15 protein-coding genes are annotated in these 13,275 nt (G+C 74.1%); 8 read left to right on the top strand and 7 right to left on the bottom strand.

Features of this window, described 5'->3' with window-relative positions; translation table 11 throughout:
• Nucleotides 1–68 precede the first annotated feature (68 nt).
• The gene (locus tag ACSP97_RS03015) at nucleotides 69–806 is read left to right on the top strand and encodes an MgtC/SapB family protein (protein ID WP_440556251.1); all 738 of its coding nucleotides are present in this window, start codon (nucleotides 69–71) and stop codon (nucleotides 804–806) included.
• Nucleotides 807–809: 3 nt separating this feature from the next.
• On the opposite strand, the gene ACSP97_RS03010 is transcribed toward ACSP97_RS03015, so the two are convergent.
• Nucleotides 810–1,331 (bottom strand): DUF1360 domain-containing protein, encoded by a 522-nt coding sequence (locus ACSP97_RS03010; protein ID WP_358272964.1) that lies wholly within the window; start codon nucleotides 1,329–1,331, stop codon nucleotides 810–812.
• Nucleotides 1,332–1,517: 186 nt separating this feature from the next.
• Between ACSP97_RS03010 and ACSP97_RS03005 the strand changes: the two genes are divergently transcribed.
• Genes ACSP97_RS03005 through hypE form a run of 7 tightly spaced genes read left to right on the top strand, consistent with a single transcriptional unit; the run spans nucleotide 1,518 to nucleotide 9,441 of the window.
• Nucleotides 1,518–3,227, top strand: coding sequence for an enoyl-CoA hydratase-related protein (locus ACSP97_RS03005; RefSeq protein WP_440556250.1), 1,710 nt, complete (start codon nucleotides 1,518–1,520; stop codon nucleotides 3,225–3,227).
• The gene (locus tag ACSP97_RS03000; protein WP_355151363.1) at nucleotides 3,224–3,805 is read left to right on the top strand and encodes a hydrogenase maturation protease; all 582 of its coding nucleotides are present in this window, start codon (nucleotides 3,224–3,226) and stop codon (nucleotides 3,803–3,805) included. The genes ACSP97_RS03005 and ACSP97_RS03000 overlap by 4 nt, the downstream gene beginning before the upstream one ends.
• A 60-nt stretch (nucleotides 3,806–3,865) precedes the next feature.
• Nucleotides 3,866–4,591: a hydrogenase nickel incorporation protein HypB gene (gene hypB, locus ACSP97_RS02995; RefSeq protein ID WP_440556249.1), complete on the top strand. Its 726-nt coding sequence runs from the start codon at nucleotides 3,866–3,868 to the stop codon at nucleotides 4,589–4,591.
• Complete coding sequence (gene hypF / locus ACSP97_RS02990) at nucleotides 4,588–6,927, top strand: carbamoyltransferase HypF (protein WP_440556248.1); 2,340 nt, start codon at nucleotides 4,588–4,590, stop codon at nucleotides 6,925–6,927. The genes hypB and hypF overlap by 4 nt, the downstream gene beginning before the upstream one ends.
• A gap of 3 nt (nucleotides 6,928–6,930) precedes the next feature.
• On the top strand, nucleotides 6,931–7,221 hold the full coding sequence (locus ACSP97_RS02985; RefSeq protein WP_355151369.1) for a HypC/HybG/HupF family hydrogenase formation chaperone: 291 nt from the start codon (nucleotides 6,931–6,933) through the stop codon (nucleotides 7,219–7,221).
• Nucleotides 7,218–8,360: a hydrogenase formation protein HypD gene (hypD, locus tag ACSP97_RS02980; RefSeq protein WP_440556247.1), complete on the top strand. Its 1,143-nt coding sequence runs from the start codon at nucleotides 7,218–7,220 to the stop codon at nucleotides 8,358–8,360. Before ACSP97_RS02985 ends, hypD begins: the two co-directional genes overlap by 4 nt.
• The gene (gene hypE, locus ACSP97_RS02975) at nucleotides 8,353–9,441 is read left to right on the top strand and encodes a hydrogenase expression/formation protein HypE (protein ID WP_435644317.1); all 1,089 of its coding nucleotides are present in this window, start codon (nucleotides 8,353–8,355) and stop codon (nucleotides 9,439–9,441) included. Before hypD ends, hypE begins: the two co-directional genes overlap by 8 nt.
• A gap of 45 nt (nucleotides 9,442–9,486) precedes the next feature.
• Here hypE and hypA read toward each other — a convergent pair whose 3' ends face one another.
• From hypA to ACSP97_RS02945, 6 genes are read right to left on the bottom strand one after another with little or no spacing between them, the layout of a single operon-like run.
• Nucleotides 9,487–9,828 (bottom strand): hydrogenase maturation nickel metallochaperone HypA, encoded by a 342-nt coding sequence (gene hypA / locus ACSP97_RS02970; RefSeq protein WP_355151373.1) that lies wholly within the window; start codon nucleotides 9,826–9,828, stop codon nucleotides 9,487–9,489.
• Between the two features lie 8 nt (nucleotides 9,829–9,836).
• A complete protein-coding gene (locus ACSP97_RS02965; RefSeq protein WP_167381370.1) occupies nucleotides 9,837–9,986 on the bottom strand; it encodes a hypothetical protein in 150 nt (49 codons plus the stop codon).
• Nucleotides 9,987–10,045: 59 nt separating this feature from the next.
• Nucleotides 10,046–10,252 (bottom strand): hypothetical protein, encoded by a 207-nt coding sequence (locus ACSP97_RS02960; protein WP_074990768.1) that lies wholly within the window; start codon nucleotides 10,250–10,252, stop codon nucleotides 10,046–10,048.
• A gap of 20 nt (nucleotides 10,253–10,272) precedes the next feature.
• Nucleotides 10,273–10,863, bottom strand: coding sequence for a DUF5947 family protein (locus ACSP97_RS02955; protein WP_358272968.1), 591 nt, complete (start codon nucleotides 10,861–10,863; stop codon nucleotides 10,273–10,275).
• Nucleotides 10,860–11,429 carry a NifU family protein gene (locus ACSP97_RS02950; protein WP_440556246.1) on the bottom strand — a complete coding sequence of 190 codons (570 nt, stop codon included), beginning with the start codon at nucleotides 11,427–11,429 and terminating at the stop codon, nucleotides 10,860–10,862. Before ACSP97_RS02950 ends, ACSP97_RS02955 begins: the two co-directional genes overlap by 4 nt.
• Complete coding sequence (locus ACSP97_RS02945; protein WP_355151380.1) at nucleotides 11,422–13,215, bottom strand: nickel-dependent hydrogenase large subunit; 1,794 nt, start codon at nucleotides 13,213–13,215, stop codon at nucleotides 11,422–11,424. Before ACSP97_RS02945 ends, ACSP97_RS02950 begins: the two co-directional genes overlap by 8 nt.
• Between the last annotated feature and the right edge of the window lie 60 nt (nucleotides 13,216–13,275).

Raw genomic sequence — 13,275 nt, 5'->3', positions numbered from 1 at the left:
CGTCAGGGGACCACCTCGGGGGTAGACGCCAGCGGCAGGACATCGGCGGAACGGCAGGCGAGGTGTGCATGGCGGGAGTGTGGCTGGCGGCACCGTTGTGGGACATACACAACGGCCAGGGACCCAGGCAGCTGGCCGAGCTGGGGCTCGCGCTGGTGCTGTCGACCCTGATCGGCTGGGAGCGCGCGGCCCAGCAGAAGAGCGCGGGCCTGCGCACCCACACGCTGGTGGGCATCGCGAGCGCGCTGATGATGGAGGTCTCCCAGCACGGCTTCTCCGCGGTGCTCGGGCTGGAGCACGTCTCCTTCGACCCCTCGCGCGTCGCGGCCCAGATCGTCTCCGGCATCGGCTTCATCGGCGGTGGGCTGATCTTCGTCCGACGGGACGCGGTACGGGGCCTGACGACCGCCGCCACCGTCTGGCTGACCTGCGCGGTCGGCATGGCCTGCGGGGGCGGGCTGCCGGTCCTCGCGCTGGCGGTGACCGCGCTGCACTTCCTGGTGGTGCGCGGCTACTCGTACTTCTCCGGCCGGCTGGTGCCCGGCACGGCCGCCGCCGTGTTCGAGGCCCGGCTGACGTACCGCACCGGCTCGGCCCTGCTGCCCCGCCTGATCCAGATCTGCACCCGGCTCGGCTTCCGCATCGTTCAGGTCAAAGTCGAACGCCTGCCGGGCCGCACGGACGACGCCGCCCGCGTCCTGCTCGAACTGGAGGGCACCGAGGACCCGGCCCGGCTGACGTCGGAGCTGTTCCAGGACGAGGGCGTGCTCGACGTGGAGCTGACCCCGGCGGCGGACGACGAGTGAGCCTCAAGCATCCTCGGTCTGCTGGGTCCACGTCCAGGCGTACTGGAGCCAGTCCGACACGGCCACTGCGCCGAAGCCGCCGCAGACCAGCCGGGTGAGCCGGGGCGCCGCCGCGTAGGAGCACACCAGCGTGCCCGCGACCCAGGCGGAGACGCAGAACGGGCAGGACAGCAGGTCGCCGACGGCGCGCCGCAGCCCGCCGCCGCGGGGCTCGTCCATCACCTCGTTCGCCTCGCCCTCGCCCGACCGGCGGGTGAACGGCGCCCGTACGAAGCTGGTGACCTTGTCCCGGGTCAGCAGCCGGGACGCCTTGTACGTGGCGGTGCCGAGCAGGACGACGTCCCACGGCGGCATCCGCTCCGGCGGCCGTACGCCCCGGCGCCGGGCGAGCAGCGCGAAACCGCCGGTGCCCGCCGCGAACACGGAGGCGAGCGTCGCGTAACCGGCGAGCGGCACCTCGCCCCGGTCGTCGTAGCGCCCGGTGTCCGTACCCGCGTCCGTACCTGTGTTCTCGTCCGTCGTCATGAGGCCTCCACCAAGGACTTCGCCCGGAGCGGACCGGGTTCCCCCGGGACCCGGGGCGACACGTGCGCGGCGGCCGGCACCGGGCTCCCCGGCGCGGGCCGGATGGCGGAAGACGGCCGGGCGGCGCGGGCGAAACGCCGCGGCGGTCCTTCGTGGCGCGCGGCGCAGCGGCGACCATGCCGCGTCATGGACATCCTGCTCGTGGCCAGCGCGTTCAACAGCCTCTCCCAGCGCTTGTACGCCGAACTGTCCGACCGGGGGCACCGCGTGGACGTGGTCCTGGCGTCGCACGGCGACGACCCGGTGCGGGCCGCCGTACGCGAACACCGCCCGGAACTCGTCATCGCCCCGATGCTCACGACCGCCCTGCCGGAGGACGTGTGGCGGGAGCACACCTGCCTGATCGTCCACCCCGGACCGCCCGGCGACCGCGGCCCCTCCTCGCTGGACTGGGCCATCGCCGAGCAGGCCCCCGAGTGGGGGGTGACCGTGCTCCAGGCCGAGGCCGGGATGGACGCCGGCCCGGTCTGGGCCGCCGAGCCCTTCCGCGTGGCCCCCGTCGGCAAGAGCGACCTGTACCGCAACGAGGTCTCCGACGCCGCCGTCACCGCCGTCCTCGCCGCCGTACGGCGCCACGCCGAGGGCTCGTACAAGCCCCGCCCGCAGAGCGATCCCTCGATCGGCGTCGTCTGGCGCGACCCGCTGCGCCAGGAGCGGCGGCGCATCGACTGGGCGTACGACGACACCGCCACGGTGCTGCGCAAGCTGCGCGGCGCCGACTCCCGGCCCGGCGTCCTCGACGAACTCCTCGGCCGGGAGGTGTTCCTGCACGGCGGCCACCCCGAGGACGAGCTGCGCGGCCGGCCCGGCGAACTGCTGGCCCGCCGCTCCGGAGCCGTGTGCCGGGCCACCCGGGACGGCGCGGTGTGGATCCCCGAACTGCGCCCGCGCAAGAACTCCGGCGACCCCGCGCCCTTCCGCCGCCCGGCCACCGATGTCCTCGCCGCCCTCGACCCGTCCCTCGAACTCCCGGAGGCCGAGGCCCCGTTGGAGCTTCCGGAGCACCGGCGCACCTACGCCGACATCCGCTACCGGCAACGCGGCGACGTCGGACTGCTGAGCTTCTCCTTCCCCGGCGGCGCCATGAGCACCGGCCAGTGCCGGCGCCTGCTCGCCGCCTACGAGCACGCGCTCACCCGCCCCACCCGGGTCCTGGTGCTCGGCGGGGCGCGGGACTTCTTCTCCAACGGCATCCACCTCAACGTCATCGAGGCGGCCCCCGACCCCGCCCTGGAGTCCTGGGCCAACCTCCAGGCCATGGACGACCTGGCCCAGGCGGTGCTGTGCACCACCGACCGGCTGGTGGTGGCCGCGCTCGCCGGCAACGCGGCCGCGGGCGGCGCGATGCTCGCCCTCGCCGCCGACCAGGTGTGGTGCCGCGCGGGCACCGTCCTCAACCCGCACTACCGGCGCATGGGCCTGTACGGCTCGGAGCTGTGGACGTACAGCCTGCCGCGCCGCGTCGGCCCGCGGGAGGCCGAACGCCTCACCGGCCAGGCGCTGCCGGTGAGCGCGGCGGGCGCGCTGCGGACCGGGCTCGTGGACCGCGTCGTACCCGCCGCGCCCGGGGAGTTCGCGGCCGAGGCGGAACGGCTCGCGGCCGGGCTCGCCGCCGTGCCCGACCTGGACCGGCGCATCGCCGACAAGGCCTCCGCCCGCGCCGCCGACGAGGAGCGCCGCCCCCTCGCCGATCACCGGCGGGCCGAACTCGCCCGTATGCACGCCGTGTTCTTCGACCCCGAGGCCCCCTACCACGCCCTGCGCGCGGCCTTCGTCCGCAAGACCCCCACCGGCACCCCCCGCCCGCTCACCCCGCCCCCCGGGGAGTCCAGGTGACCGCCCCCCTCCTGGTCGCCGGGGTGGGCAACATCTTCCTCGCCGACGACGCCTTCGGGCCCGAGGTGATCCGGGCCCTCGACCGGCGCCCGCTGCCGCCCGGGGTCCGGGTGCGCGACTACGGCATCCGCGGCCTGGACCTCGCCTACGACCTGCTCGGCGGCTGCGAGACCGCCCTGCTCGTGGACGCGGCGCGGCGCGGGCACCGGCCCGGCACGCTGTCCCTGATCGAGGCCGAACCCCCCGACGGCACCGTCCCGCCCGAGGCGCACGGCATGGACCCGGCGAAGGTGCTGGCCCTGGCCGCCCACCTGGGCGACGAGCCACTGCCCCGGGTGCTGGTCCTGGCCTGCGAGCCGGAACTGCTGCCGGACGGCGACGAGGACATCCTGCCGGGGCTCAGCCCCTGTGTGCGCGCCGCCCTCGAACCCGCCGTGGCCGCGCTGCACGCGCTGGTCCCGCCGCTGCTGGCCGATCCGGGCGCGCCGGCCGCCGCGTTGCGCCGGTCGATGGAATCCGGCCCGGCGCACGCGGCTGCGCTGCCCGCCCGGGCGGCGGGCACGACCGAAGATCGGTGACACCCGGGCCGCGCGGGACGCGGCCCGGGCCCCCACCCCCCGATTCGAGGAGCAGCGCCCATGTGCCGGTCCGACGTCAGACAGGCCGTCCTGGCGAAGAACGACGACCTTGCCGCGAGCCTGCGCGAGGAACTGACCGGGCAGGGGGTGGCCGTGGTCAACTTGCTGTCCAGCCCGGGCAGTGGCAAGACCGAACTCCTCGGACGGGTGCTCGCCCACGCGGTGCGGCGGGGCGTGCCGGTCGCCGCGCTCACCGCCGACCTGGCGACCGAGAACGACGCCACCCGCCTCGCCCGCTCGGGCGCCCCCGTCCAGCAGCTGCTCACCGACGGGCTGTGCCACCTGGAGGCCCGTCAGGTGCGGGACCGGCTGGCGGGCTGGCTGCCCCGGGACACCTCGGTGCTCTTCGTGGAGAACGTCGGCAACCTGGTCTGCCCCGCCTCCTACGACCTCGGCGAGACCCTGCGGATCGTGCTGATGGCGGTCACCGAGGGCGAGGACAAACCGCTGAAGTACCCGACCGCGTTCGGCTCCGCCCACCTCGTCGTCATCACCAAGACCGACCTCGCCGAGGCGGCCGGCTTCGACGAGGCAGCGTTCCGGGAGAACGTGCGGCGGGTCAATCCGGGGGTGGAGATCGTACGGTCCTGCGCCCGCACCGGCGACGGGGTCGCCGCCCTCCTCGATCGGGCCCTCGCCGTCCGTGACGGCGGCCCCGCGCACCGGCCACCGCTCGCCCCGCATCCGCACGGCCACCACCACACCGAGTCCGCGCCCGTCGCATGACCGCCCCCGCGACCGGGCCGGTCCGCCGCCGGCTCACCGTGCACGGCACCGTGCAGGGGGTGGGCTTCCGGCCGTATGTGCACCGCCTGGCCGGGCAGCTGGGCCTGGCCGGGTTCGTCGGCAACACCGGCGACGGGGTGCTGATCGAGGTCGAGGGCCCGTGGCAGGAGGTGGACCGCTTCTGCGCGGCGCTGGCCCACCGACCCCCACCGCTGGCCACGGTGACCCGCGTCGCCCACGAGGAACTGCCCGCCGCGGGCGAGAGCGGGCCGTTCGCGATCCGCTCCACCGACCGGGCCGCAGGCCGCGCCCAGCTCCCGCCCGACACCGCGACCTGCGCCGACTGCCTGCGCGAACTCGCCGACCCGGACGACCGCAGACACCGGCACCCGTTCGTCACCTGCACCCACTGCGGGCCCCGCTTCACCATCGCCACCGGCATGCCGTACGACCGGGTGGCGACCACCATGGCCGGCTTCCCGATGTGCCCCGACTGCGCCCGGGAGTACGGCGATCCCGCCGACCGGCGCTTCCACGCCCAGCCCGTCGCCTGCCCCCGCTGCGGCCCCCGCCTCACCCTGACCGGCCCCGGCATCCGCCCCCTGCGGGACGCGGACGCCCTCGGGACGGCCCGGGAACTGCTCGCCGCCGGCCGGATCGTCGCCGTCAAGGGACTCGGCGGCTACCACCTGGCCTGCGACGCCACCGACCCCGGGGCCGTCGCCACGCTGCGCGAACGCAAGGAGCGCGGCGGCAAGGCGTTCGCCGTGATGTGCGCCGACCTCGCCACCGTCGAGCGCCTCGCGTTCCTCTCCGCCGCCGAGCGCGCCGCCCTGACCGGCCCGCGCCGCCCCATCGTGCTGCTGCGCCGCCGCACCCCGGCCGACGGGCTCCGGCCGGCCGACGGGGTCTGCCCCGGCAGCCCGCAGATCGGCGTGCTGCTGCCCTACACCCCGGTGCACACCCTGCTGTTCGGGCTGCCCGGAGACCCACCGGGACCCCGGGTGCTGGTGATGACCAGCGGCAACCGCTCCGGCGAACCCATCGTCACCGACGACGACGAGGCCCGGCGCCGGCTCGCCGGACTCGCCGACGCCTGGCTCGCCCACGACCGGCCCATCGCCTCGCCCTGCGACGACTCCCTGCTGCGGGTGCGTCCCGACGGCACCGCACAGGTGCTGCGCCGCTCGCGCGGCTACGTCCCTCGCGCGCTGCGGCTGCCGGTCGCGGTGCGGCCCGCGCTCGCGGTCGGCGGCGACCTGAAGAACGTGCCGTGCCTCGGCGCGGGGGAGCTGGCCTGGTTCGGGCCGCACATCGGCGACATGGGCGAACTCTCCGCCCTGGAGGCGGCCGACCGCGCCGAGCGGCACCTGCGCCGCCTGACCAACGTCACCCCGGAACTGGTCGCCGCGGACCGGCACCCCGGCTACCACTCCACCGGCTGGGCCCGCCGACGTGCCGGCACCCGGCTGCCGCTGCGCCAGGTCCAGCACCACCACGCCCACATCGCCTCCGCCATGGCCGAGCACGGCCTGGACGGCACCACCCCGGTCATCGGCGTCGCCTTCGACGGCACCGGCTACGGCGACGACGGCACGGTGTGGGGCGGCGAGATCCTGCTCGCCGACTACACCGGCCACCGGCGCTTCGCCCACCTCGCCCCGGCCCCGCTGCCCGGCGGTGACGCGGGCGTGGCCAACCCCTGCCGGCTGGCCCTGGCCCGGCTGTGGGCCGCGGGTCTGCCCTGGACGGCGGACCTGCCCAGCGTCACCGCCTGTTCCCCGGACGAACTCGCTCTGCTGAAACGGCAGTTGGAGCGGCAGGTGGCCTGCGTGCCCACGTCCAGCATGGGCCGGTTGTTCGACGCAGTGGCCTCCCTCGCGGGCCTGTGCCACCGCGCCGGGTACGAGGCGCAGGCCGCGCTGGAGCTGGAGGCGGCGGCCACCCGGGCACGGGACGCGGACGCGGTGGCCTACCCGTTCGGGCTCACCGCGGGCCGGGCCCTCGTGTGCGATCCCGCGCCGATGCTGCGCGCGCTGCTCGCCGACCGGCGCCGCGGCACCCCGGCCCCGGTGCTCGCGGCCCGCTTCCACCGGGGCGTGGCCCGGGCGGTCACCGAGATCTGCCGCCGGGCCCGCGGCGCGACCGGCCTGGACACGGTCGCCCTCACCGGTGGGGTGTTCGCCAACGCCCTGCTGGAGGAGAAGTGCTCCGCCCTGCTGCGGGCCGACGGCTTCACGGTCCTGCGGCACGGCGAAGTCCCGCCCAACGACGGCGGGTTGGCGCTCGGCCAGCTGATGGTCGCGGCCACCGCACCCCACCACGAGACGGAGTGAGACATGTGTCTGGCAGTGCCCGGCAAGGTCGTGTCCATCGACCACCAGGCCGACCCCCTCACCGGCATGATCGACTTCGGTGGCGTCCGCAAGGAGGTCTGCCTGGAGTACCTGCCCGATGTGCGGGTCGGCGAGTACGTGATCGTGCACGTCGGCTTCGCGCTCCAGCGCCTGGACGAGGAGTCGGCCCGCGCCTCCCTGGAGCTGTTCGACCAACTCGGGCTGCTGGACGAGGAGTTCGGTGACGCGTGGGAACAGGCCGCGCGCCAGGGGAGCGAGAGTGAGGTCCGGTGAAGTACATCGAGGAGTTCAACGACCCCGAGCGGGCGCGCCGGCTGCTGGACGAGATCCACGCCACGGCCACCCGGCCCTGGGCCCTGATGGAGGTCTGCGGCGGCCAGACCCACTCCATCATCCGGCACGGCATCGACCAACTCCTGCCGGAACGGATCGAGTTGATCCACGGGCCCGGCTGCCCGGTGTGCGTCACCCCGCTGGAGGTCATCGACAAGGCCCTGGAGATCGCCGCCCGCCCCGGGGTGATCTTCTGCTCCTTCGGGGACATGCTGCGGGTCCCCGGCACCGACCGCGACCTGTTCCGCGTCAAGGGCGAGGGCGGCGACGTACGGGTGGTCTACTCGCCGCTCGACGCGCTCGGCCTCGCCCGCGAGAACCCGGACCGCGAGGTCGTCTTCTTCGCCATCGGCTTTGAGACCACCGCCCCGGCCAACGCCATGGCCGTCCACCAGGCCCGCCGCCTCGGGATCGGCAACTTCAGCCTGCTCGTCTCCCACGTCCGGGTCCCCCCGGCCATCGAAGCGATCATGACCGCGCCCAGCTGCCGGGTGCAGGGCTTCCTCGCCGCCGGGCACGTGTGCAGCGTGATGGGCACCGCCGAGTACCCGGAGCTGGCCGAGCGGCACCGCGTGCCCGTCGTCGTCACCGGCTTCGAGCCCCTCGACATCCTCGAAGGGATCCGGCGCGCCGTCCACCAGCTGGAGCGCGGCGAGCACCGGGTGGAGAACGCCTACCCCCGGGCCGTGCGCGACCAGGGCAACCCGGCGGCCCTGCGCATGCTGGAGGAGGTCTTCGAGGTCACCGACCGCAACTGGCGCGGCATCGGCCGCATCCCCGCCAGCGGCTGGCGGCTCGCCGACGCCTTCCGCGCCTACGACGCCGAGCACCGCTTCGACGTCGGCGGCATCCGCACCGAGGAACCCGCGGTGTGCCGGGCCGGCGAGGTCCTCCAAGGCCTGATCAAGCCGACCGAGTGCGAGGCGTTCGGCAAGGCCTGCACCCCGCGCACCCCGCTCGGCGCCACCATGGTCTCCAGCGAGGGCGCCTGCGCCGCCTACCACCTCTACCGCCGTATGAACGCCCCGGCACCGCAGGGATCGCGTGTCCCGCAGGAGGAGATGAACCCCGTTGGCTGACCTCGCCGCCCCCGGCACCGCCCCGCACACCGCCGTCGACCCGGCGAACTGGACCTGCCCCGCCCCCCTGCGCGACCAGCCGGTCGTCGTGATGGGCCACGGCGGCGGCGGTGCCCTCTCCGCCGAGCTGATCGAACAGATCTTCGCCCCGGCCTACGGCAACCCCACCCTCGCCGCCCTCACCGACTCCGCCGTGTTCCGGCTCGGCGGCGCCCGGCTGGCCTTCTCCACCGACTCCTACGTCGTAAGGCCGCTGTTCTTCCCCGGCGGCAGCCTCGGCGACCTCGCCGTCAACGGCACCGTCAACGACCTCGCCATGAGCGGTGCCCGGCCCGCCTTCCTGTCCACCGCCTTCGTGCTGGAGGAGGGCGTGGAACTGGCCGTGGTCGAGCGGATCGCCCGCGCGCTCGGTACCGCCGCCGAGGCCGCGGGCGTCGTCGTGGCCACCGGTGACACCAAGGTCGTCGAGTCCGGCCACGGCGACGGCGTCTACGTCACCACCGCGGGCGTCGGCCTGGTGCCCGACGGCGTCGACATCCGCCCGCAGCGCGCCCGGCCCGGTGACGCCGTCATCGTCAGCGGCCCGATCGGCCTGCACGGCGTGGCGGTGATGAGCGTGCGCGAGGGCCTGGAGTTCGGCGTCGAGATCACCTCCGACACCGCGCCGCTGGCCGGGCTGGTCGCGGCCATGCTGGAGGTCACCAAGGACATCCACGTGCTGCGCGACCCCACGCGGGGCGGCCTCGGCGCCTCCCTGAACGAGATCGCCCGCGCCTCCGGCACCGGGGTGCGGCTGCGCGACCGGGCCGTCCCGGTCCCCGAGGAGGTCGCGAACGCCTGCGGCTTCCTCGGTCTGGACCCGCTGTACGTGGCCAACGAGGGCCGGCTCGTCGCCTTCGTGCCGCCCGAGCACGCCGAGGCGGTGCTCGCCGCGATGCGGGCCCACCCGCAGGGCACCGGCGCGGCGCTGATCGGGGAGTGCGTGGCCGACCACCCCGGGATGGTCGTCGTCGCCACCGGTCTCGGCGGCACCCGGGTCGTCGACCTGCCGCTGGGGGAGCAGCTGCCCCGCATCTGCTGACCGGTCACCGCGCATGAGGACGGCCCCGCCGCGGCGGGGCCGTCCTCATGCCTCCACTCCCGTGATCTCCAGCTCCCGGCCGCTGCGCAGCTCCTGCGAGGGACGGTCGCAGTGCGGGCACCAGAAGAACGGCGGCATGCCGACCGCGAACTCCTCGGCGCAGCCGCCGCACCAGGCCAGCGCGGGCACCGCCTCCACCTCCAGCCGGGCACCGGCGAGCGCCGTGCCGTCACGGGCCACCTCGAAGGCGAAGTGCAACGCGTCCGGCACCACACCGGCCAGCTCGCCGACACGGACGGTCACCGCGGACACCCGGTCCGCGCCGTCCGCGCGGGCGAGCCGTTCGGCCTGCTCCACGATCGCCGTCGCGATCGACAGTTCGTGCACGGGGCGCCCTACGGGTAGCGGCGGTTCGCGCCCGGCCCGCCGGTCATCCGGAAGATCCGCAACTCCCGCATGATGCCCGGCAGTTCCTTGATCACGAGGGCGGTGACGACACCTCCGGCCAGCGCGGCCTGGAGCAGCAGCACCTGCCGTGCGGACATCCTCGCTCGCCCGCGCCTTCTGCTTCGGCAATCGCTCATGACGGTCACTTTCCGTTCTCTCATCCCGGCGAGATGTTCGGCATGCCCTCCACCAGGGCGTCATGCCGCTTCCAGTGGATCCCGGTGGAGCGGCGCGCGTCGGAGCTGCCGTCCCGGTGGTGTCCGGTCTGCTCCTGGTACGGGCCCTTGTTGCCCTGGTGCAGCCCGGGTACGTGACTCGGCGTGTCGGGCTTCGCCTGGGGGCGGCCCACTCGGATGGTGCCCATGTCCGATCTCCTTCCAGGTCCTACGACCGTTCGGTCAGGTCCCCGAAGAACCGTTCTACGGCCGGCCAGACCCGTCCGCCACCGGAGAGGCCCCGCCACTCGCGGCGGATCAGCGCGGTCATCCGGTAGCAGTCGTCGACCGGCACGATCCAGTGCTCGTCCAGGCCCCGCACGGTGTTCACCAGCAGCGCCTCCACGTCGGGGGCCATGGCGGCCAGCTGCGGCACCGTGCCGGCCAGCTGCCGCCAGGCCGCCGCGTCCACCTCCCAGCGCATCGCCCCGGCCGGGCTCGGCCCCTGCGCGGTGACCGAGCCGTCGGAGCGCGGCACGAAGAACACCAGGCCCACCGGCACGCCCAGCGCGGCCGTGTCGACCGGCGGCAGCCGCAGCCGGCGCCGCGGCACCAGCCGGTAGCGGCCCTCGCCCGCCGCGCCGTCCGCGAACAGCACCGAGCAGGGGCCGCACACGCACCGCACCTCGGCGGTCCCGGTGTCGTAGAGGTGCGGGTGCTCCTCGGCCACCCGGGCCGCGCACAGCTCGCAGCTCTCGGCCTCGGCGGCGCGCCCGGCGGCGGAGCGGATGACCCGGGCGAGCGCGCCGTCCGCGCTCACCGCGCCTCCTGCGGCACGGTCCGCCGTCCGACGGTGTTCAGCGGCACGAACGCGGGAGCCGGCGCGCGCTGCTCGCCACCCGGCACGATCTCCACGTCGCCCAGCTCGGGCGCGACGGCCAGCACGGCCGTCCGGACCGCCGCCGCGATGTCCGCGGAGCCGCCCCCGCAGCCACCGCCGCAGCCGCCCCCGGAGCCACCGGGGTCCAGCCGCACCCGCGCCACCTCGCCCTCGACGCCGGCCCACACCAGGTCGCCGCCGCGCTCACGCACCGCGGGCCGCAGCCGCTCCACGGCACGGGCGGCCCGCTCCGCCGGGGGCTGCGGGTGGATGTCGTGCAGCACCATGAGGTGTTCGACCAGTTCGTCACCGGCCAGCCGCCGCCACAGCCGCTCGTCCGCGCCGTCCACGATCCGGGCCAGCGCCTCGCCGTAGACCTCGGTCAGCAGCCGCACCGCCTCCAGGGCCGGGCCGGGCGCGGACTCCAGGCCGGCCAGTGCCTCGTCCAGCCGCGCCAGGCGTGCCTCCACCGCGGGGTCGGTCAGCCGCTCGGCGGCGTCAGGCATGGCTCGCCCCGTACGTCGGCGAGTGCACGGTGGTCAGGGTCTTGCCCTTGCCCATGTACATGTGCACCCCGCACGGCAGACAGGGGTCGAAGCTGCGCACGGTGCGCATGATGTCGACGCCCTTGAAGTCGTCCGGGCCGTTCTCCTCGAAGACCGGCTGGCCCTGCACCGCGTCCTCGTACGGGCCCGGCGTGCCGTAGATGTCCCGGGGGCTGGCGTTCCACGGGGTCGGCGGGTACGGATGGTAGTTGGCGATCTTCTTGTCCCGGATCACCAGGTGGTGCGAGAGGACCCCGCGCACCGCCTCGTGGAAACCGCAGCCGATCGACTCGTCCGGCACCTCGAAGTTCTCGTACACCTTGGTGTCGCCGCTGCGCATCATCCCCATGGCCTCCTCCAGGAACTGGAGCGCCATGGCGGCGGCGTAGGCGATGAAGTACGGCCGGGCGCGGTCGCGTTCGAGGGTGTTGCTCCACTTCGGGATGCGCCACTCCAGGGTGGTCTCCGGCAGCTTCTCGCCCTTGGGCAGGGTGATGCGGATGCCGCCGCCGGTCGCCTTGACGTACGGCGTGTCCACCAGGCCGCTCAGCGCGGTCGACCACAGCCGGGCCAGCGGGCCGCCGCCGGTGTCCAGGGCGAGGTGCTCGCCGGTGTCCGGGTGGTACCAGCGCGGGCTCATCACCCAGCTGTAGTTGCCCTCGAAGTCCCGCTTCTGCGGCACCGGCACCGTGGTCTGGTTCCACGGGTGGCGCATGTCGACGGGGTTGCCCAGCGGGTCGTGGGTGACGAACGGCTCCTCGTTCACCCAGTCCTCGTAGAAGGAGCTGCCCAGCATGATGCGCAGCCCGAGGTTGATGTCGATCAGATTGTTGGTGACCAGTTTGCCGTCGACGACCACGCCGGGCGTGACGTACATCGCCTTGCCCCACTCGTTCATGGTGGCGTAGCGGTAGTCGACCACGTCCGGGTTCTGGAACGCGCCCCAGCAGCCCAGCAGGATACGGCGCTTGCCGACCTCCTCGTAGCCCGGCAGCGCCTCGTAGAAGAAGTCGAAGACGTCGTCGTTCATCGCCACCGCCTTCTTCACGAAGTCGATGACGCGCATCAGCCGGCTGAGGTAGTCGGTGAAGGTGTTGGGCTGCGGCATCGTGCCGACGCCCCCCGGGTACAGCGTGGAGGGATGCACATGGCGCCCCTCCATCAGGCAGAACATCTCCCGGGTGATCCGGCTGACCTTCAGCGCCTCCTTGTAGACCTCGCCCTCGAAGGGGTTGAAGGCCTTCATGATCTCGGCGATGGTGCGGTAGCCGTGCACGTCGCCGCGGGGCGCGTCGGTGCGTTCGGCGCGGGCCAGCACACCGGGGTTGGTGGCCTTGACCATCGCCTCGCAGAAGTCCACGAAGACCAGGTTGTCCTGGAAGATGGTGTGGTCGAAGATGTACTCCGCCGCCTCGCCCAGGTTGGTGATGTGCTCGGCCAGCTTCGGCGGCTTGACCCCGTAGGCCATCTGCTGGGCGTAGTTGGAACAGGTGGTGTGGTTGTCGCCGCAGATGCCGCAGATCCGTGAGGTGATGAACCCGGCGTCGCGCGGGTCCTTGCCCTTCATGAACACCGAGTAGCCGCGGAACAGCGACGAGGTGCTGTGGCACTCGACGACCTCGCGGTTGGCGAAGTCGATCTTCGTGTAGATGCCCAGGTTGCCGATGATCCGGGTGATCGGATCCCAGGACATGTCCACGAGCTGGGCGGGTTTGCGTCCTGCGGCCCGCGATTCGGTGGTGGTCATCTGCGGTACTGTCCCTCGCTGTTCGTATCGGGCGGATCGGGGGCGGGGTGGTGGACGGCG

The organism is Streptomyces sp. SCPE 10 (assembly GCF_051980735.1).
Lineage (GTDB): Bacteria > Actinomycetota > Actinomycetes > Streptomycetales > Streptomycetaceae > Streptomyces > Streptomyces misionensis.
The sequence above is the reverse complement of the archived record's forward strand: the minus strand, read 5'-3'. Positions and strand labels throughout refer to the sequence as shown.